Below are 18,247 nucleotides of genomic sequence, written 5' to 3'. Positions count from 1 at the left end.
GCCGCCGGCGCGGTCCAGTTTCGAAGCGAAGCCGCCGGGAGCGCGGTCAGTCGGCCGGGGTGAGGTCGAGACGCAGGCCGAGCAGTTCCACCCCGGGCACCGGCGACCAGTCAAGCTGGGGCGTTCGGACGAAGCCGCGCCGCTGGTAGAGGCGGTGAGCCGCGGTGGCGAAGCCGCTGCGTACGCAGATCACCACGGCCGAGCAGCCCAGCTCGGTCGCCCGCGCCACGCAGGCGTCGACCAGGGCGAGCCCCACGCCGCGCCCCTGGGCGGCCGGGTCCACGGCGAGCATCCGGAACTCCGCCTCGCCCGGGGCGGACAGCTCGGCGTACCGGGTGCCGGGCAGCACGAAGGTCACCGAGCCGAGCGTCTCGCCGGTGGCCTCGTCGGCGGCGACCAGCACCTCGCCGTGCTCCGCCCGGGTCGCCACGTCGGCCAGCGTCGCGGCGTAGCCGTGCTCGCCCTTGAGCTGCCCGTCCGCCTCGTACGCGGCCACCGTCAGCCGGGCCACCGCCGGGAAGTCGGCCGGGGCGGCCCGGCGGACCAGCAGGCCGCTCAATCGATCACCGCGATCAGGTCGCCGTCCTGCACCACGTCCCCCTCGTTCACGGCGAGCTGCCGCACCACGCCGTCGGACTCCGCCACGACCGGGATCTCCATCTTCATCGACTCCAGGATCACCAGGGTGTCCCCCTCGGACACGGTGTCCCCGGCCGACGCGACGACCTTCCAGACGTTCGCCACCATCTCGGCGCGGATCTCCTCGGCCATCTCCGGCCCTCCCTCTCGCGGGTTACCTGCCGACGTATCCAATCATGAGCGCGGCGCCGGCGGGCGCGGAGCGGGCGGCGGGCGGCGGGGCGTACCGCTGCTGCCCCGGGCGACGGCGGTGGGTGCCCGCCGCACTAGCATCAGCAGGTCGGACCTGGCGCCGGGCGGACCGGTGCGTGCACCGGCGCCGAGGTCGTGCGCAGGCGGATCCGACCATCACGAGGAGGTCACCATGGCGAAGAAGGCCCGGAAGAAGAAGGCCCGCAAGAAGAGCAACGCCAACCACGGCAAGCGCCCCAACTCCTGAGCGGCGTGCCGGCAAGGTCGGGGCGGCGAACCGCACCGGCCCGATGCCGGAGACACCGGTGGCCCGGGTCGGTCTCGACCCGGGCCACCGGTTTTTCGTCGTCGCGCCGCGCTCAGTCGGTCAGTTCCCGCGACTCGCTGCTCTCGAAGACCACCAGCTCGGAGATCCGGACCCGGAGCCGCTCGCGCAACTGCTCGGGCGCGGTCTCGTTGCCGCAGCACCGGGCGACCAGCGCCCGGACCTCCTGCTCGATGCCGTACTCGCGCAGGCAGGGGCCACACTCGTCGAGGTGGTAGCGGATCAGCGTGCGCCGCTCCTCGGCGCACTCGAGGTCGAGGTAGAGGTAGACCTCCTCGAGCACCTCACGGCAGTCCGTCTCGTGCGGCTTCCCACAGCTCACGTCACACCTCCCGGCCGGCGGCAGCGGTCGAGCCCTTCGACGACGACGCGGCACTGAAGCCCCGCTCGGCCGCGTACTGCTCGAGCAGCTTGCGCAGATTACGACGGCCGCGGTGCAGGCGCGACATCACCGTGCCGATCGGCGTGCCCATGATGTCGGCGACCTCCTTGTAGGAGAAGCCCTCGACGTCGGTGAGGTAGACCGCCAGGCGGAACTCCTCCGGCAACTGCTGGAGGGCCTCCTTGACGTCGCTGTCCGGCAGCCGGTCCAGCGCCTCGGTCTCGGCCGAGCGCAGCCCGCTGGAGGTGTGCGACTCGGCCTCGGCGAGCTGCCAGTCGGTGATCTCCTCGGTCGGCGCCTGGATCGGCTGGCGCTGCCGCTTGCGGTAGGAGTTGATGTAGGTGTTGGTCAGGATCCGGTAGAGCCAGGCCTTCAGGTTGGTGCCCTGCTCGAACTGGTGGAAGGCGGCGTACGCCTTCAGGTAGGTCTCCTGGACCAGGTCCTCGGCATCCGCCGGGTTGCGGGTCATCCGCAGCCCGGCAGCGTAGAGCTGATCGACGAAGGGCATCGCGTCCCGCTCGAAGCGGGCCCTGCGCTCGTCCGTCTTCTCGGTGGTCAACCGCACATCCCCTCGCGTCGGATGCTTTCCCGCCGAGGATACGCGCCCCGACGGGGTGGCAGATCCACTTCCGTCGGGTGTGCCGGTGCTCACCGCCGAACCGGCCGGCAGCACCGCCGCGGGCCAGTCCGGACCGTCCAGCAGTTGACGCAGCCGCCGTGCTTCCCGCTCGTCCCGTTCCCGGGCCCGTGTCTCGGTCGGCACCGGTCACCCCCCTCGCCAGAAATGTCGTCCGGGGGGTGCAACGCGAACCGCCGGCCCGATCATTCCGGCTCCGGCCCCCGTTCCTGGTCCCGGCCCCGGTCGGGACCGGCGCTGGGACCAGGAAGGGCCTGGGAGGACCGGTGCCGCCGCCCGAACCGGGCGAACGGCACCAACCGGTGCAACGACCCGGCTCCGCCGACGGAAACGGCCCGCCCGGCGCGCCGGGTCGCCCGGTCAGGTCGCCGCCCAGCCCCGCTCGCGCAGCCAGCCGAGCACCACCGCGGCCGTACCGGCCGGATCGCCGCGCAGGTCGTGCCGCTCCCCCGGCCGGGTCACCACGCGCACCGCCGGCCCCGGCTCGGGCACCCCGAACGGGTCACGGTCGCCGTTGACCACCAGCGTCGGCAGGCCGGTCGCCAACTCCGCCGCCCGGGACCGCTCCGGCCGCCCGGGCGGGTGCAGCGGGAACGCCAGCGCCAGCACGCCGGCGGCGTCCGCCGCCCGCGCGGTGCGGCAGGCCACCCGCGCGCCGCTGGACCGGCCACCCACCAGCAGCGGTACGCCGGGATGCCGGTCCCGCAGCACGGCCAGCACCGCGGTCCACGCCTCGTCGAGGTGCCCGGCCGGGGCGGGCGCGCGGCGACCGGCGACCCGGTAGGGCTGGGTCACCCGGCACACCACCAGCCCGGCGCCGACCGCGGCGTCGCGGACCGCCAGCAGGTCCGGCGCGTCGACCGCGCCGCCCGCGCCGTGCCCGAGCACCAGCAGGGCGGCCGGTGGCCCGGTGGGCAGGTCGGTGTCCACCCGGGCGGGGCCCCGTGGCGTGGCGATGTCGTCGCTGGTCGGCACCGGCTCATTCTGCGCTCCGCGCCGCCGGTCCGGCCGTGGAGTCCCGGCGCGCCCGCCGCCCGGCCGGGGGGACCCGACACCGGACCGACCCACGACGAACGACCGGCCCGTGATCCACGGGCCGGTCGCGGTCGACTCAGTCGGCGATCAGCTCAGCGGCACCAGGGTGAGCAGGCGGTCGCGCACCGGCGGCCCGGCCTCGTCGGCGGCGTCCGGATCGGGCTGCACCTCGGAGCGCCACGCGACCAGCATCGCCCGCCGTTCGCGCGGGGTGGTGCCGCCCCACACCCCGTGGCAGTCACCCACCTCCAGCGCCCAGGCCAGGCAGGAGCCCTGCACGTCACAGCTGCGGCAGAGCGCGATCGCGGCGTCCGCCGGCTCGTTCGGCGCCGGAAAGAACGTTTCCGGGTCGACACTCTGGCAGGTCCCTCTGGTCCGCCATGCCTCGTCCTGGCGCCGCTCCCGCAACGCGCGCAGCAGTCGCGGATCTCGTCGTGCGGCGGCCACCTCGTGCGGGCGGGGCATACGTGCCCGTGTCATCCACCCACCTCCCCCGTGGGACCGGCAAGATCGATGGCCGTCGTCCACCCCGTGCGGATCGACAGCCACCACCGGCGCTGTGTTGTATCGCACTTCCAGAGGCCGGGACAAGACTCTGCCGTAAAGTTGGCGGAATTTTCGGGCGACGATTCACCCGCAACACTGGCAAATCAGTCGGCGACAATGTGCCGACGGCGTCAGAACAGCGTCAATTCCTCCGGCTCGGCGGATCGCGCCACCGGCACCCGGGCGGTCAGCTCCGGGCCGTCGTTGCGGACGTCGCCGACCGCCGGGCCCACCGGGCGGATCTCCAACCCGCCGAGCCAGTCCAGCGGCGGCGGGCTGAGCAGCGCGTCCGGCTCGCCGCCCGAGATCAGCCACCCCGCCCACCGCTCGCGCGGCAGCAGCAGCGGCATCCGGTCGTGCACCTCGGCCAGCTCGCCGAGCGCGGCGGTGGTCAGCACGCTGCAGGTCAGCAACGGCCCGGCCGAGCCCTCCCAGACCGACCAGATGCCGGCGAAGGCGAGCACCGAGCCGTCCAGCGGGGTCATGTAGTAGGCCTGCTTGCCACCGCCGGCCAGGCGGACCCACTCGTACCAGCCGTCGGCCGGGACGAGGCAGCGGCGGCGGGCGAACGCGCCCGCGTACGCCCGGCTGGTGGCGACGGTCTCGGACCGTGCGTTGATCATGCGGGCCGCGCCGGCCGGCGACCGGGACCACGCCGGCACCAACCCCCACCGGCCGACGGACAGCGCGCGGTGCCCTTCGGAGGTGACCCGGACCAGCGGGACCGGATCGGTCGGCGCCACGTTGTGGTCGGGAGCGAATCGGCCGTCGGTGTCGTCGTACGACTCGAACAGCGCGCTCAGGTCGCCCGCGCTCCGGGTCGTCGCGTACCTCCCGCACATGTCGCACACGCTATCCCGCCGGCCGCCGCTCGGCTGTCCCGCCGGCCGCTCGGCTGTCCCGCCAACCGGGAGCTCACGGATCGGCCGGCGCCACCGGCCGGCCGACACGGCAGAATGTAACCGTGGGGAACCTGACCGCGACCCGGCCGCCGCAGCCGTGGACCGCACCGACCGCCTCCGATCCGGTCGCGGCCAGCGTGCGCCTGCCCGGCTCCAAGTCGATGACCGCCCGTGCCCTGGTGCTCAGCGCGCTGGCCAGCGGGCCGTCGACGCTGGCCGGGCCGCTGCGCGCCCGGGACACCGAGCTGATGGCCGCCGGCCTGCGGGCGATGGGCGCGCACATGTCGATCAGCGACGACGACCGCTGGTTGGTCCGGCCGCACCGGCTGGTCGGCCCGGCCCACGTCGACGTCGGTCTGGCCGGCACGGTGATGCGCTTCGTCCCGCCGGTCGCCGGGCTGGCCGACGGACGGATCACCTTCGACGGCGACCCGCAGGCCCGGATCCGCCCGCTCGGGCCGCTGATCGGCGCGCTGCGCTCGCTCGGCGTACGGATCGACACCCCGCCCACCGGCAGCCTGCCGCTGACCGTGCTCGGCTCCGGGCGGGTCGCCGGGGGTGAGGTGGTCATCGACGCCTCCGCCTCCAGCCAGCTGGTCTCCGGGCTGCTGCTGGCCGCCCCGCGCTTCGACCGGGGGGTGGTGGTCCGGCACGTCGGCCCGCCGGTCCCCTCCGCGCCGCACCTGCGGATGACCGTGCAGATGCTGCGCGCCGCCGGCGCGGCGGTGGACGACACCACCCCCGACGTCTGGACGGTCGAGCCGGGCCCGCTCACCGGGCGCGGCTGGACGATCGAGCCCGACCTCTCCGGCGCGGTGCCGTTCTTCGCCGCCGCCCTGGTCACCGGCGGTGAGGTGACGTTGCAGGGCTGGCCGCGCAGCAGCGCCCAGCCGGTGGAGCGGCTGCGCGAGCTGCTCCAGCTGATGGGGGGCGAGGTGACCCTCTCCACCGCCGGGCTGACCGTGCGGGGCACCGGAGTCGTGCACGGCCTGGACGCCGACCTCTCCGACGTCAGCGAGCTGACCCCGGCGCTGGCCGCGCTGGCCATGCTGGCCGACTCGCCGTCCCGGTTCACCGGGGTGGCGCACATCCGGGGCCACGAGACCGACCGGATCGCCGCGCTGGCGCGGGAGTTCAGCGCGCTCGGCGCCGACCTCACCGAGTCCCACGACGGGCTGGAGATCCGCCCCCGCCCGCTGCGCGGCGGGGTGTTCCGCACCTACGCCGACCACCGGATGGCGCACGCCGCCGCGGTGGCCGGGCTCGCCGTGCCCGGCATCGAACTCGACGACGTGGCGTGTACCTCGAAGACCATGCCCGAGTTCCCGGCACTATGGTCAGCAATGGTGACCGGCAAGAGCTGACGGTAGAGGGGACGGGTCCTGGCGACCAGGCGGCGGGAGTACGACGAGGACGACGTACGGGTCCGGCCCGGGAAGTCCTCGCGCCCGCGTACCCGCACCCGACCCCGGCACGCCGACGCGGTGGACGGCTTCGTCATCGCCGTCGACCGGGGCCGCTACACCTGCGTGCTGCCCGACGCCGGGCCGGACGCGCCGACGGTCACCGCGATGCGGGCCCGCGAGCTGGGCCGCAAGTCGGTGGTGGTCGGCGACCGGGTCGGCCTGGTCGGGGACACCTCCGGGGCGGCCGGCGCGCTGGCCCGGATCGTCCGGATCGCCGAGCGGCGCTCGGTGCTGCGCCGCACCGCCGAGGACGACGCGACCACCGCCGAGGGGCGGCTGGAGCGGGTGGTGGTGGCCAACGCCGACCAGTTGGTGATCGTCAGCGCGCTGGCCGACCCGCCACCGCGCACCGGGTTCATCGACCGTTGCCTGGTGGCCGCGTACGACGCCGACATCGAGCCGCTGCTCTGCCTGACCAAGGCCGACCTGGCCGGCCCGGAGGCGGTGCTCGGCTACTACACCGAGCTGGAGCTGCCGTACGTGCTGATCCAGCCGGACGCCGAGCTGGACGCCCTGCGCAGCCTGCTCGCCGGGCGGGTCTCGGTCATGGTCGGGCACTCCGGGGTGGGCAAGTCGACGCTGGTCAACCGGCTGGTGCCGGAGGCCGCCCGGGCGGTCGGCGAGGTCAGCGCGATCGGCCGGGGGCGGCATACCTCGACCAGCGCGGTGGCGCTGCGGCTGCCACCGGCGCCGGGCGGCGACGCCGACGGCGATCCGGGCTGGATCATCGACACTCCCGGGGTGCGCAGCTTCGGGCTGGCGCACGTCTCCGCCGACAGCCTGCTGCACGGCTTCCCCGACCTGGTGGAGGGCACCGTCGACTGCCCGGCCAACTGCCCGCACACCGCCGAGGCGCCGGACTGCGGCCTCGACGCCTGGGTGGCCGCCGGCAAGGCCGACCCGCGCCGGCTGGCGTCGTACCGCCGGCTGCTGGCCTCGCGGGCCGGTGAGGGCGACCCGCGCGGCGAGCACGAGCCGCGCGGCGAGCCGTCGGCCGGGGGCTGACGCCGGATCGGCTAGGTTGCCCACATGACCGGGTACGCCGACGACCTCGCCCTCGCCCACCTGCTCGCGGACGCCGCCGACGCGGTGTCGACGGCCCGGTTCCGCGCGCTCGACCTGCGGGTCGAGGCGAAGCCCGACCTGACCCCGGTCTCCGACGCGGACACCGCCACGGAGCGGGCGATCCGGACGCTGCTCGCCGAGCACCGCCCAACCGACGGGCTGCTCGGCGAGGAGTACGGCGCGGCGCCGGCCACCGGCCCGGACGACCGGCAGTGGGTGGTCGACCCGATCGACGGCACCAAGAACTACATCCGCGGGGTGCCGATCTGGGCCACCCTGATCGCCCTGCTGGAGGGGGGCCGGCCGGTGGTCGGGCTGGTCTCCGCCCCGGCGCTGGGCCGCCGCTGGTGGGCCGCGCGCGGGGCGGGCGCGTACGCCGGACCGGACGCCGCCGGCGGTGTCCCGATCCGGGTCTCCGGGGTGACCGCGCTCGCCGACGCGAGCTTCTGCTACTCGTCCCTGGACGGCTGGACGGCCAACGGGCGGCTGGACGGGATGCTCGGGATCATGCGGGACAGCTGGCGCAGCCGGGCGTACGGCGACTTCTACGGGTACATGCTGCTCGCCGAGGGCGCGCTGGACGTGATGGTGGAGCCGGAGCTGTCGCTGTGGGACGTCGCCGCGCTGGTGCCGATCGTCACCGAGGCCGGCGGCACCGTCACCGACCTGCACGGCACGCCGTCCCCCACGGTCGGCACCGACGCCGACCAGAGCGCGGTGGCCAGCAACGGCGCGCTGCACGCCGACATCCTCGCCCGGCTGGGTCGGCCCACCGCGCGCTGACCCCGGCCAGCCTCTATCCTCGCCAGGTGTCCACCTCCGGCTGGTGCTTCCTCGCGTCGATGATCGTCGCCTACGGCATCGCCAACCTGCTCCAGTCGGTCGCCGCCGCCCGCACCACGGTGCACCACACCTTCGATCCCGGCCTGCTGCTGCGGCTGGCCGGCCACCGCACCTACCTGGTCGGGCTGCTCTGCCAGGTGGTCGGGTTCGTGCTCGCCTTCCTGGCCCGGCGGGACCTGCCGCTGTTCCTGGTCCAGGCCAGCGTGGCGGCCGGGCTCGGGGTGACCGCGCTGCTCGGCGTGCTGCTGCTGAAGTGGCGACTACCGGCAGCCGAGGTGGTGCTGCTGGTGCTGCTCTTCGGCGGGATCACGGCGCTGGTGCTGGCCGCCCGGCCGGCGCCGTCCCGGCAGCTCGGCACGGCCGGCACGGTGGCCCTGCTGGTGGCGCTCCTCGGGATCGCGGTGCTCGGCTTCTTCGCGGTGCGGCTGCACGGCGCGCCCGGTTCGGTGGCGCTCGGCTCGCTCGCCGGGCTCGCGTTCTCCGCCGCCGCGGTCGCGGCCCGGCCGCTGGCGTCCGCGCCGACCGCCGAGGCGTTCCTCGGTAACCCGCTGCTCTACCTGCTGATCGCGCACTCCGTGGTCGGCCAGCTGCTGCTCGGCCTGGCCATGCAGCGCGGCTCCACCACGGCGGCGGTGGCGGCGATGGACGCGGCCGGGGCAGTGCCCGCGGCGATCATCGGCCTGCTGCTGCTCAACGACAAGATCTGGCCCGGCCGGGAGTGGCTGGCCGCTGTCGGTTTCCTGGTCACCCTGGCCGCGGTGATCGGGCTGACCCGGTACGCCGAGCCGCAGCACCACCACGCGGTCGCCGGGGAGCGGAAGCGGACCCTGGTCGGCGCCACCCGGGCCGGCTGAGCCGCAGCGCCACCGGGGCTAGGAACCGCCGCGCCTGGACGGGTCAGGCCGCTTCGACCGGCTTGCGGCGGCGGACCACCCGCTCGTAGAGCCGCTCCAAGGCGCCGGCCGTCCGCTCCCAGGTGTAGCTGCACCGCACCCGGTCCACCGCGGCGTGCCCGTACGCGAACCGGCCGGCGTTGTCGGCGAGCAGCCGGCGCAGCGTCACGCCCAGCGTCCGCACGTCGCCGGGCGGGACCAGCCGGCCGGTGACCTCGTCGACCACCGCGTCGGCGATGCCGCCCATCGCGTACCCGACCACCGGCACGCCGCAGGCCATCGCCTCCAGCGACACCCGGCCCGCGGAGGAGTAGTGCGGGGTGCAGGCCACCACGTCGGCCGAGCGGTACCAGGTGGCCATCTGGTCGTGCGGCACCGCGCCGACCAGCTTCACCTGCTCGGCCACCCCGTTCTGTTCGGCCAGCTCGCGCAGCCGGCGGGCCTCGGCGTGGTTGGCCAGCTGCTCTGCCGGCGGTCCGCCGGCGATCACCAGTTCGGCGTCGCCGACCAGCCGCATGGCGCGGATCAGGTCGTCCTGGCCGTGACCGGGCGAGAGGCCGCCGACGGAGAGGATCCGGGCCCGCTGGTCACGCGGAGCGGCCTCCCCGTCGGGGTGGAACTGCTCGGTGTCGACCCCCGCCGGCACCATCGCCACCGCTGTGCGTTGCAGGCCCATCCGGGTCAGCTCGTCGACCTCGTCGTTGCACTGGGCGACCGCGATGTCCACCGCCCGGGTCAGCGCGCGCTCCAGCGGGATCCGCTCGCCGGGACCGCCGTACTGCTGGCCGAGGTGGCGTAGCTGCTCCACGCCGAGCGAGTGGAAGGTCTGCACCACCGGGATGTCCGTTTCGCGTACCGCGTGCGCGGCGGCCAGCCCGCCGATCCAGTAGTGCCCGTGCACCACGTCCGGGGTCCACTCGCCCGACCAGCGGTCGGCCAGCCAGCGGCCGAACTCGGCCACGTACGGGACCAGTTCGGCGGTGGGCAGCACGGCGGCCGGCCCGACCGGGACCCGCTCCACCCGGTAGCCGTGCACGTCGGCGGTCTCCGGCAGCCCGGCGTCGTCCCGGCGTTCGTACACCCGGACGTCATGACCTCGTGCGGCCAGTTCCGCGGCGACCCGAGCGATGTGCTGGTGGGTGCCGACGGCCGGGCCGTCGGGGTGGCTGGACGGGCCGGCGTGCGCGCAGACGAGGCCGACGCGCATGGGTCACCTCCATGCGATCTTCTCCAGCGGTGGTCCTCCGGTCAGAGGGTCCCATTAACCCAGCGCTCGGGAGCCGAAACCTGGCAGATCGGGAAGAGGCCGGCGGGTAGTTGCGCGGCGGCAAGTGTTGTCCCGGCCTCAGCGGGCCACCCGTCACCCGCACCGGCACCCCTGCGGCCCGGCGGCACGCCCTCGCGCCCGCCCGGCCAGCCGCCGTCGCGCGGGTCGGCGGGCAACCCGGCCGGCGTGCCGGCGAGGCCCCGACCGGCGTGCCGGCGAGGCCCGGTTCGGCAACCCGCGAGCGCCACGGGGCGTACGGCGGCCGGCGGCCCGACCTGCATCGAGGATCCGACCGGTGTCGCCCGCATGACCCCCGGCCAGCCGGGGTACCGGCCAGGAATGCCGCTCACCCGCAGCCTCACCGACGCCACCGTGGTGATCACCGGAGCCTCCAGCGGGATCGGGACCGCCACCGCGTACGCCCTCGCCCGCCGAGGCACCGCCGTGGTGCTGGCCGCCCGCAGCGAGACCGCCCTGCGCGAGGTGGCCCGCAACTGTCGAGACCTGGGTGGCCGGGCGCTGGTCGTGCCGACCGACGTCACCGACCCGGCCGCGATGGAGCGGTTGGCCGCCCGGGCGGTGGAGGAGTTCGGCCGGATCGACGGCTGGGTCAACAACGCCGCAGTCAGCGTGGTGGGCCTGTTCGACGAGATCCCGGTGCAGGAGTTCCGCCGGGTGCTGGAGGTGAACCTGCTCGGCGCCGTGTACGGCACCCGGGCCGCGCTGCCCCACCTGACGGCGGCCGGCGGCGGGGTGCTGGTCAACAACGCCTCGGTGCTGGCCGAGGTGGCGATGCCGTACCAGTCGGCGTACAACGCCACCAAACACGGCATCCGCGGGCTGGCCGACACGGTCCGCCAGGAACTGCGGGTCACCGGCCGGGACAACATCTCGATCTGCACCGTGCTCCCGGCGACCATCGACACCCCGTTCTACCGGCACGCGGCCAACCACAGCGGGCGGGAACTGGTGCCACCGCCGCCGGTCTACCCGCCGGAGGTGGTCGCCCAGACGATCGTCCGGATGCTGCGCCGTCCGCGCCGGGAGGCGTACGCCGGCGGCGCCGCCCGGCTGATCGGCCTGCAGTGGCGGCTCGCCCCGGCGCTGGTCGAGCGGACGCTCGGCTGGTACGCCCACCGCACCCAGTTCGGGCCGGCGCCCCGGCTGGACACCGCCGGAAACGTCTTCGATCCGGACGCCGCGGCCCAGCGCGACGGAGGCTGGCACGGCCGGCGGCGGCAGTTGGTGCGGATGACGGCGGCCTTCGGTCTGGCGGCCGCCGGCACGGCGGTGGGCACGGTCGCCGCGATGGCCCGACGAACCCGGACGGATCGCTGATGGGTCCGGCCGGCCGGTCGGATGCGGGGTCCGCGTCGGGCAGGCAGAATAGGGCGATCATGCCGACCGACGTGCGTTGCCTGGTGGAGACGGACCGGTCGTCCGCCGTGATCCGGGTGACCGGGGTGCTGGACCAGGCCGGGGTCGACCCGGTGCGCGACGCGCTGCTCGCCCGGCTCAGCGACCGGCCCGGCCCGGTCGTGGTGGACCTCTCCGGGTTGCGGGTGGCCGAGCCCGCGGCCGCGCAGGTCTTCGCCGAGGTGCGCCGGGAGGTCCTCGACTGGCCCGCCGCCGACCTGCTGCTGCACGACCCGTCCGGCACGGTCGCCGGGGTGCCCGCCTGGCCGACCCTGGATGAGGCGATGGCCGCGCTGGCCGCCGCGCCGATGGCCGCCGTGCTGACCGCCGACCTGCCGCCGACGGTCGGCGCCGCCCGGCACGCCCGGCAACTGGTCACCGACGGCTGCCAGCGGTGGGGGGTGCCGCGGCTGGCCGAGCCGGGCTGCATCGCGGTCACCGAGATGGTCAACAACGTGGTCGCCCACGCGCACACCCCGATGACGGTCCGGCTGGCGCCCCGCGACAGCGAGCTGCACCTGGCCGTCCGGGACCACTCCGCGCGCCAGCCGGCGTACGCCGGGCTGGCCCCGTTGACCTCGACCGGCGGCCGGGGCCTGCTGCTCATCGACACGGTGGCCCGGCGCTGGGGCAGTAGCCCGATCCCGGACGGCAAGGTCGTCTGGTGCGTGCTGCACCCGGACGACGAGGCCGCCGCCCGGGGCTGACCGCCCAACCGGAGCGGTACGCACGGGGCGGGCCGTTGCGCCGTGGGCGGGCGGTGTGTCGTCGGCCGTCCCCGATCCGACCCGAAGACCGGCTGCGCGGCCGGTGGTGGCGGTTATGGGGGTGCCGGGAGTGGGTAGTGACCGGTCATGCGCGACGACGAGTACCCGACCCCCGTGTCCGATCCCGAGGCGGAGGGCCTGCCCGACACCGCCGACGACGACTCGACCGCCAACGACGACGTCCTGACCGGGCGCGAGGCGGACGGTCCGGAGCCGGCGCAGATTCCCGCCGACCGGGACCCGGTGGCGGTGGACCGGTTCGGGACCACCGCCGAGGAACAGCTCGACGGCGAGTCGCTCGACTACAAGCTGGCTCGGGAGACGTTCGAACGCCCGGTCGACGATCCGTTGGCCGGCCCGATCGACCCGGACATCGCCGCCGAGGCGGACAGCCGGGAGCAGGCGGCACAGGCGCAGCTCGACGCGGACGTCATCGACCCGGGACCGACCTCGGACCCGAAGTCGCCGGTCTCCATCTACGACCACGGCCAGTTGGGCAGCATCGCCGACTCCCAGGTGGGGCGGCTGGTCGAACCGGACGAGGGGGCGCACACCGACCAGGAGACCGACTCGGTCGCGTACGACGCGGGCTCGGCCGGCGGTGGCGCCACCGCGGAGGAGCTGGCCATCCACGAGACGCGCCCGCCGCACTCGGTCTGACTCAGTCGTCCAGTCCGCGCTCGATCGCGTACCGGGTCAGCTCGACCCGGTTGTGCAGCTGGAGCTTTCCCAGCGTGTTCTGCACGTGGTTCTGCACGGTCCGGTGGGACAGCCCGAGCCGCTCGGCGATCTGCTTGTACGACATCCCCTTGGCGACCAGGCGCAGCACCTCGGTCTCCCGGTCGGTGAGCCGGGGTGCCGCGCCGTCCCGGCTCCGCGGGCCGGCGCCCGCCGGGGCGGCCCCGGCCGGTTCGGCCGCCAGCCGCCGGTACTCGCCGAGCACCAGCCCGGCCAGGCCGGGGGTGAAGACCGGCTCGCCCGCGGCGGTACGCCGCACGGCGTCCAGGAACTCGGCCGGGGCGGCGGACTTCACCAGGTACCCGGTGGCGCCGGCCTTCACCGCGTCCAGCACGCCCTGTGCCTCGCCGCTGGCCGAGAGCATCAGCACCCGCACCTCGGGCAGCGCCGCGCGCAACCCCCGGATCACCTCGACGCCGGAGATGTCCGGCAGTTGCAGGTCGAGCACCACCACGTCCGGCCGGGTGGCCGCCGCGACCCGGACCGCCTGCCGCCCCTCGCCGCTGGTGGCCACCACCTGGTGGCCGGCCTCGGTCAGGTCGCGGGCCACCCCCTCGCGCCACATCGGGTGGTCGTCCACCACCATCACCCGCGCCACGGTCTCCCCCTGTCCCCGCTCACGGTGACCTCTCCCGTTCCCGACTGCGCGGCGCGTGGACCCGACGCGCTCCTCGCGCTCACCGCGGCGCCCGGGGCACTGTCAACTCCACCTCGGTGCCGGCGCCGGGCGTCGAGGTGATCCGTACGATGCCGCCGAGGTCGGCGAGGCGGCCCCGGATGGACCGGGCGACGCCGAGCCGCCCCTGGGCCGCCGCCTCGGCCAGCCGGCCGTCGGGGAACCCGGGTCCCTCGTCGCGGACCGACACCGTCACCGTCGCCCCCTCGTCCTCGACCAGCACCCAGGCCCGGCCGTCCGCGTGCCGCTCGACGTTGTCCAGCGCGGCGGCGGTGGCGGCGGCCAGCTCGCGGGCCACCGGCCCGGGCAGCGGCACCGGGGTGGCCGGCGCCGAGAGCGACACCGTCGCCGAGGCGTACCGGCCGAGCAGGGCGCGCAGGTCCACCGGGCCGCCGTCGGTGGGGACCGGGCCGGTCCCGGCGATCAGGGCCCGCAGCGCCGCCTCCTGCTCACCGGCGAGGCGGGCCAGCTCGCCGGCCTCGCCGTCCAGGTGCGCGCCGCGCCGCTGCACCAGCGCCAGCACCTGGAGCACCGAGTCGTGGATGTCCCGGGCCAGCCGCTCCCGCTCCCGGGTCGCGGCCTCCAACTCGACCGCCCGGTGCAGCCGCTCCTCGGCGGTCACCGCGAGCCGGGCCACGTGCCCCACCACCACGCCGGCGAGCAGCAACAGGATGGTGCCGTTGAGCGCGGACGGGGAGACCATCCCCCGGGTCGCCAGGTCGGCGGCGCCGAGCACCAGGGCGGCGACCGCGCCCCGGCGCCGCCCGCCGGAGACCGCCCAGGCCAGCACCGGCCCGCCCAGCCAGGCCACGGCCAGGGTGGTCACCCCGGCGGCGAGCGCCGCGCGCCCGACCACCCACGGGGTGACCAGCAGGATCGCGAGGACGACCCCGAGGTCGGCCAGGAGCAGCGGCCAACCCCGCCATCGCGGCCGGGCGTACCCGGCAGCGGTCACCCCGGTCCAGGCCGCCATCGCCAGGACCACCGCGCCCGCCGCGAGCGGGTGGGCGTAGCGATCCGCGTCGCGGAGCACGACCACGCAGACGTACGCCAGGGAGGCGACCCGGAACACCGCGACGGCCCGCCAGAGCGGGACCTCGAGACCACCGGGCGGGGACGGCACGGAGGCCACGATGCCACAGCGCCCCGCGCGGCCCGTCACCCCGGCCGGTGCGGGCGCGCTAACCGTGACGTACGGTGGAAATACCGCGAACAACTCCGAGATCCGCTGGCGGGACGGGGCCATGACGAACGCTGATCCCCCGGCACCGCGTACGGTTGTGCCCATCGAACCCTCCCTCCTGATCGCCGAAGCCTTCGACCAGGCCCAGGTGACCGAGCTGCGGCACTCGGTCACCTCCTGCGTGCGTGCCGCTGGGCTGACCGGGCAGCGGCTGGACGACTTCGTGCTCGCGGTCAACGAGTTGATCACCAACGCGGTCCGGCACGGTGGCGGGCAGGGCTGGCTGCGGCTGTGGCGGCAGGCCGGCCAGCTGCTCTGCGAGGTCGCGGACCACGGCCCCGGGATCAGCGCCCGGCGCCTGGACGACCGGAGCCGGCCGGCGCCGGACACCGCCGGCGGCTGGGGGCTCTGGCTGGCCCGCGAGCTCAGCGACAGCATGGAGGTCGAGACCGGCGCCGCCGGCACGACCGTCCGGATCAGCACGGGTGTCGGCGCCCCCGAGCACATCGGCCGGCACCGCCGCGACTGACCGCGACCGGCCGTCGCGCCGGCCGCAGGCGGCCCGGGGTGGTTCGACAAGTGCCCGGCGCCCCCGCCGTGCGCGGCGGCGGCTCGGTCCCGGCGCCCCCGCCGTTGCGCGGCGGCGACTCGGGCCTGGCGGCACCGCGCAGGGCGGCGTGACGGGGCCTGGTGACTCCGGGACCGGCCGCGCGGATCCCGGTCAGGCGAAGAGGGCGCTGACCGACTCGCCGTTGTGGATCCGGCGCATCGCCTCGGCCAGCGCCGGCGCCACCGACAGCACCTTCAGCTTCGGCACCCGCTTGTCGACCGGGATCGGCACCGTGTTGGTGCAGACGATCTCCAGCACCCCCTCCTGCTCGCTGAGCCGGTCGAGCGCGCCGCTGGAGAAGAGGCCGTGCGTGCAGGCCAGCCGGATCGAGCGGACCTTCAGCTCGCGTAGGTGCTCCATCAGCTCGATCACCGTGCTGCCCTTGGCGATCTCGTCGTCCAGCACGATCACGTCCCGGTCCGCCACGTCGCCGATCACCGCGCTGATCTTGACCCGGTCGTCGCTGAACCGCTGCTTCGCCCCGGCCGCCACCGGGGTGCCGAGCCGCCGGGCGAAGGCCGCCGCCTCCTTGGCGTTGCCCAGGTCCGGCGAGACCACCACGGTGTTGCCCAGGTCGTACCGGCTGAAGTGCTCGGCCAGCTCGCGCAGCGCGTGCAGGTGGTCCACCGGCACGCTGAAGAAGCCGTGCACCTGCGGGGAGTGCAGGGTCATCGCCAGCACCCGGTCGGCGCCGGCCGAGGTGAGCAGGTCGGCCACCAGCCGGCCGCCGATGGAGATCCGCGGCGCGTCCTTCTTGTCCGACCGGGCGTACGCGTAGTGCGGCAGCACCACGGTGATCCGGCCGGCCGAGGCGCCCCGGGCGGCATCGATCATGAGCAGCAGCTCCACCAGGTGCTCCTGCACCGGCGGCACCAGCGGCTGGATCAGGAAGACGTCCCGCTCCCGGCAGTTGGCCTGCAACTGCACTTCCAGGCAGTCGTTGGCGAACCGGGAGACCTGCACCGGGTGCAGGGGCACCCCGAGGTGGGCGCAGATCTCGGCGGCGAGTTCGGGATGGGCGGTTCCGCTGAACACGGCGATGTCACGCACGTCTGCACATCGTACGGATCATCGACGGGACCAAGACCGGACGGGGCCCACCGGCGCCGGGCGGCGCACCGCCGCCGGGCCGGGTACGGTGCTGCCGTGACCGGAGAGTACGTCGCCGCCATCGACCAGGGCACCACCTCGTCGCGGTGCATCGTCTTCGACCGGGCCGGGGAGATCGTCTCCGTGGCACAGCGCGAGCACCGGCAACTTTTCCCGCAACCGGGCTGGGTGGAGCACGACGCCGAGGAGATCTGGCGCAACGTCGAGCAGGTGGTCCGGGAGGCGCTGGACGCGGCCGGCACCGACGCCGCCGGGCTGGCCGCGGTCGGGATCACCAACCAGCGGGAGACCACGCTGGTCTGGGACCGGGCCACCGGCCGACCGGTGGCCAACGCGATCGTCTGGCAGGACACCCGCACCGGCCCGCTGCTGCGCGAGCTGGAGCAGGCGTACGGCGAGGAGCTGTTCCGCACCCGCACCGGCCTGCCGCTGGCCACCTACTTCGCCGGGCCGAAGCTGCGCTGGCTGCTCGACCACGTCGAGGGCCTGCGGGCGCGCGCCGAGGCCGGCGAGGTGCTCTTCGGCACCATGGACAGTTGGCTGATCTGGAAGCTGACCGGCCGGCACGTCACCGACGTGACCAACGCCAGCCGCACCATGCTGATGGATCTGTCCACCCTCGACTGGGATCCGCAACTGCTGGACGCGATGGGCGTGCCGGCCGCCATGCTGCCGGAGATCTGCAGCTCCGCCGAGGTCTACGGGGAGGCCACCGGGCTGCTCGCCGGGGTGCCGGTGGCCAGCGCGCTCGGCGACCAGCAGGCGGCGCTGTTCGGGCAGACCTGCTTCCAGCCGGGCGAGGCCAAGTGCACCTACGGCACGGGCAGCTTCCTGCTGCTCAACACCGGCGCCAGCCCGGTCTCGTCGGCACACGGCCTGCTCACCACCGTCGCCTACCGGATCGACGGCCAGCCCGCCGCGTACGCCCTGGAGGGGGCGATCGCGGTGACCGGCTCGCTGGTGCAGTGGCTGCGCGACAACCTCGGGCTGATCTCCACCGCGGCCCAGGTGGAGGAGCTGGCCGGCACCGTCGCCGACAACGGCGGCTGCTACGTGGTGCCCGCCTTCTCCGGGCTGTTCGCCCCGCACTGGCGCAGCGACGCCCGGGGCGTGATCACCGGGCTGACCGGCTACATCACCAAGGGGCATCTGGCCCGGGCGGTGCTGGAGGCGTCGGCCTGGCAGACCCGCGAGGTGGTCGACGCGATGAACGCCGACTCCGACGTCGCGCTGCGCCGGCTGCGGGTGGACGGCGGGATGACCGCGAACGGGCTGCTCATGCAGTTCCTCGCCGACGTGCTCGACGTGCCGGTGGTGCGGTCCCGGATCACCGAGACCACCTGCCTCGGCGCCGCGTACGCGGCCGGCCTGGCGGTCGGCTTCTGGCCGGACCTGGCGACCCTGCGCGAGCAGTGGCGCTCGGACGCCCAGTGGAGCCCGGCGATGACCACCGAGCACCGCGACCGGGAGCTGCGCAACTGGCGCAAGGCGGTCGAACGCACGTTGAACTGGGTGGACTGACGGCGGCCCGGCCGACGGCGCCGAAGGGAGACCG

Annotated in this window: 19 protein-coding genes and 2 pseudogenes; 10 read left to right on the top strand and 11 right to left on the bottom strand. The window is 75.0% G+C overall.

Going from position 1 to position 18,247, the window contains the following annotated elements; genetic code table 11:
• Positions 1-46: 46 nt before the first annotated feature.
• Positions 47-559 (bottom strand): GNAT family N-acetyltransferase, encoded by a 513-nt coding sequence (locus tag GA0070609_RS01375; RefSeq protein ID WP_088992102.1) that lies wholly within the window; start codon positions 557-559, stop codon positions 47-49.
• A complete protein-coding gene (locus GA0070609_RS01370) occupies positions 556-771 on the bottom strand; it encodes a biotin/lipoyl-binding carrier protein (protein ID WP_088992101.1) in 216 nt (71 codons plus the stop codon). Before GA0070609_RS01370 ends, GA0070609_RS01375 begins: the two co-directional genes overlap by 4 nt.
• Positions 772-1,003: 232 nt before the next feature.
• On the opposite strand from GA0070609_RS01370, the gene GA0070609_RS35130 reads away from it, so the two are divergent.
• Entirely contained in the window at positions 1,004-1,078 is a 75-nt protein-coding gene (locus tag GA0070609_RS35130; RefSeq protein ID WP_373292824.1) for a 50S ribosomal protein bL37, read from the top strand.
• 112 nt (positions 1,079-1,190) lie between these two features.
• Here GA0070609_RS35130 and rsrA read toward each other — a convergent pair whose 3' ends face one another.
• The 5 genes and pseudogenes from rsrA to GA0070609_RS01345 all read right to left on the bottom strand — a co-directional run bounded on the left by rsrA (position 1,191) and on the right by GA0070609_RS01345 (position 4,598).
• The gene (gene rsrA / locus GA0070609_RS01365) at positions 1,191-1,478 is read right to left on the bottom strand and encodes a mycothiol system anti-sigma-R factor (RefSeq protein WP_088992100.1); all 288 of its coding nucleotides are present in this window, start codon (positions 1,476-1,478) and stop codon (positions 1,191-1,193) included.
• Position 1,479: 1 nt separating this feature from the next.
• Positions 1,480-2,301, bottom strand: coding sequence for a sigma-70 family RNA polymerase sigma factor (locus tag GA0070609_RS01360; RefSeq protein WP_088992099.1), 822 nt, complete (start codon positions 2,299-2,301; stop codon positions 1,480-1,482).
• A gap of 212 nt (positions 2,302-2,513) precedes the next feature.
• A pseudogene (locus GA0070609_RS01355) lies at positions 2,514-3,150 on the bottom strand (alpha/beta hydrolase family protein); the annotation flags it as partial.
• A gap of 147 nt (positions 3,151-3,297) precedes the next feature.
• Positions 3,298-3,690, bottom strand: coding sequence for a WhiB family transcriptional regulator (locus tag GA0070609_RS01350; protein WP_088992097.1), 393 nt, complete (start codon positions 3,688-3,690; stop codon positions 3,298-3,300).
• Positions 3,691-3,887: 197 nt separating this feature from the next.
• Positions 3,888-4,598, bottom strand: coding sequence for an SOS response-associated peptidase (locus tag GA0070609_RS01345; RefSeq protein ID WP_088992096.1), 711 nt, complete (start codon positions 4,596-4,598; stop codon positions 3,888-3,890).
• 122 nt (positions 4,599-4,720) lie between these two features.
• On the opposite strand from GA0070609_RS01345, the gene aroA reads away from it, so the two are divergent.
• The 4 genes and pseudogenes from aroA (at position 4,721) to GA0070609_RS01325 (ending at position 8,975) form a co-directional block, all read left to right on the top strand.
• Positions 4,721-6,022 carry a 3-phosphoshikimate 1-carboxyvinyltransferase gene (aroA, locus tag GA0070609_RS01340; RefSeq protein ID WP_088992095.1) on the top strand — a complete coding sequence of 434 codons (1,302 nt, stop codon included), beginning with the start codon at positions 4,721-4,723 and terminating at the stop codon, positions 6,020-6,022.
• A gap of 120 nt (positions 6,023-6,142) precedes the next feature.
• Positions 6,143-7,129, top strand: a complete 987-nt coding sequence (gene rsgA / locus GA0070609_RS01335) for a ribosome small subunit-dependent GTPase A (RefSeq protein ID WP_231928490.1) — start codon at positions 6,143-6,145, stop codon at positions 7,127-7,129.
• A 24-nt stretch (positions 7,130-7,153) separates the two neighbouring features.
• Positions 7,154-7,972: a histidinol-phosphatase gene (gene hisN, locus GA0070609_RS01330; protein ID WP_088992093.1), complete on the top strand. Its 819-nt coding sequence runs from the start codon at positions 7,154-7,156 to the stop codon at positions 7,970-7,972.
• A 59-nt stretch (positions 7,973-8,031) separates the two neighbouring features.
• A pseudogene (locus tag GA0070609_RS01325) lies at positions 8,032-8,975 on the top strand (hypothetical protein).
• On the opposite strand, the gene GA0070609_RS01320 reads toward GA0070609_RS01325, so the two are convergent.
• Positions 8,930-10,132: a glycosyltransferase gene (locus GA0070609_RS01320; RefSeq protein WP_088992091.1), complete on the bottom strand. Its 1,203-nt coding sequence runs from the start codon at positions 10,130-10,132 to the stop codon at positions 8,930-8,932. The pseudogene GA0070609_RS01325 and the gene GA0070609_RS01320 overlap by 46 nt on opposite strands.
• Before the next feature lie 399 nt (positions 10,133-10,531).
• Between GA0070609_RS01320 and GA0070609_RS01315 the strand changes: the two genes are divergently transcribed.
• The 3 genes from GA0070609_RS01315 (at position 10,532) to GA0070609_RS01305 (ending at position 13,035) form a co-directional block, all read left to right on the top strand.
• Positions 10,532-11,530: an SDR family oxidoreductase gene (locus GA0070609_RS01315; RefSeq protein ID WP_088992090.1), complete on the top strand. Its 999-nt coding sequence runs from the start codon at positions 10,532-10,534 to the stop codon at positions 11,528-11,530.
• Positions 11,531-11,589: 59 nt separating this feature from the next.
• On the top strand, positions 11,590-12,315 hold the full coding sequence (locus tag GA0070609_RS01310; protein ID WP_231928489.1) for an ATP-binding protein: 726 nt from the start codon (positions 11,590-11,592) through the stop codon (positions 12,313-12,315).
• A 147-nt stretch (positions 12,316-12,462) separates the two neighbouring features.
• Positions 12,463-13,035 carry a DUF5709 domain-containing protein gene (locus GA0070609_RS01305; RefSeq protein WP_088992088.1) on the top strand — a complete coding sequence of 191 codons (573 nt, stop codon included), beginning with the start codon at positions 12,463-12,465 and terminating at the stop codon, positions 13,033-13,035.
• Between the two features lies 1 nt (position 13,036).
• On the opposite strand, the gene GA0070609_RS01300 is transcribed toward GA0070609_RS01305, so the two are convergent.
• Positions 13,037-13,699 carry a response regulator gene (locus tag GA0070609_RS01300; protein ID WP_088997416.1) on the bottom strand — a complete coding sequence of 221 codons (663 nt, stop codon included), beginning with the start codon at positions 13,697-13,699 and terminating at the stop codon, positions 13,037-13,039.
• A 91-nt stretch (positions 13,700-13,790) separates the two neighbouring features.
• Positions 13,791-14,912, bottom strand: a complete 1,122-nt coding sequence (macS, locus tag GA0070609_RS01295) for a MacS family sensor histidine kinase (RefSeq protein WP_231928488.1) — start codon at positions 14,910-14,912, stop codon at positions 13,791-13,793.
• A gap of 121 nt (positions 14,913-15,033) precedes the next feature.
• On the opposite strand from macS, the gene GA0070609_RS01290 reads away from it, so the two are divergent.
• Entirely contained in the window at positions 15,034-15,501 is a 468-nt protein-coding gene (locus GA0070609_RS01290; RefSeq protein ID WP_088992086.1) for an ATP-binding protein, read from the top strand.
• A gap of 192 nt (positions 15,502-15,693) precedes the next feature.
• Here the strand turns inward: GA0070609_RS01290 and GA0070609_RS01285 are convergent, their stop codons facing one another.
• Positions 15,694-16,632: a ribose-phosphate diphosphokinase gene (locus tag GA0070609_RS01285; protein ID WP_088992085.1), complete on the bottom strand. Its 939-nt coding sequence runs from the start codon at positions 16,630-16,632 to the stop codon at positions 15,694-15,696.
• Positions 16,633-16,728: 96 nt separating this feature from the next.
• On the opposite strand from GA0070609_RS01285, the gene glpK reads away from it, so the two are divergent.
• Positions 16,729-18,213 (top strand): glycerol kinase GlpK, encoded by a 1,485-nt coding sequence (gene glpK, locus GA0070609_RS01280; RefSeq protein ID WP_088992084.1) that lies wholly within the window; start codon positions 16,729-16,731, stop codon positions 18,211-18,213.
• The last annotated feature ends 34 nt before the right edge of the window (positions 18,214-18,247 follow it).

Origin of the sequence: Micromonospora echinaurantiaca, from assembly GCF_900090235.1 — a bacterium.
In the GTDB taxonomy this organism is placed as follows: domain Bacteria; phylum Actinomycetota; class Actinomycetes; order Mycobacteriales; family Micromonosporaceae; genus Micromonospora; species Micromonospora echinaurantiaca.
This window is presented reverse-complemented; position numbering and strand designations above follow the sequence as displayed.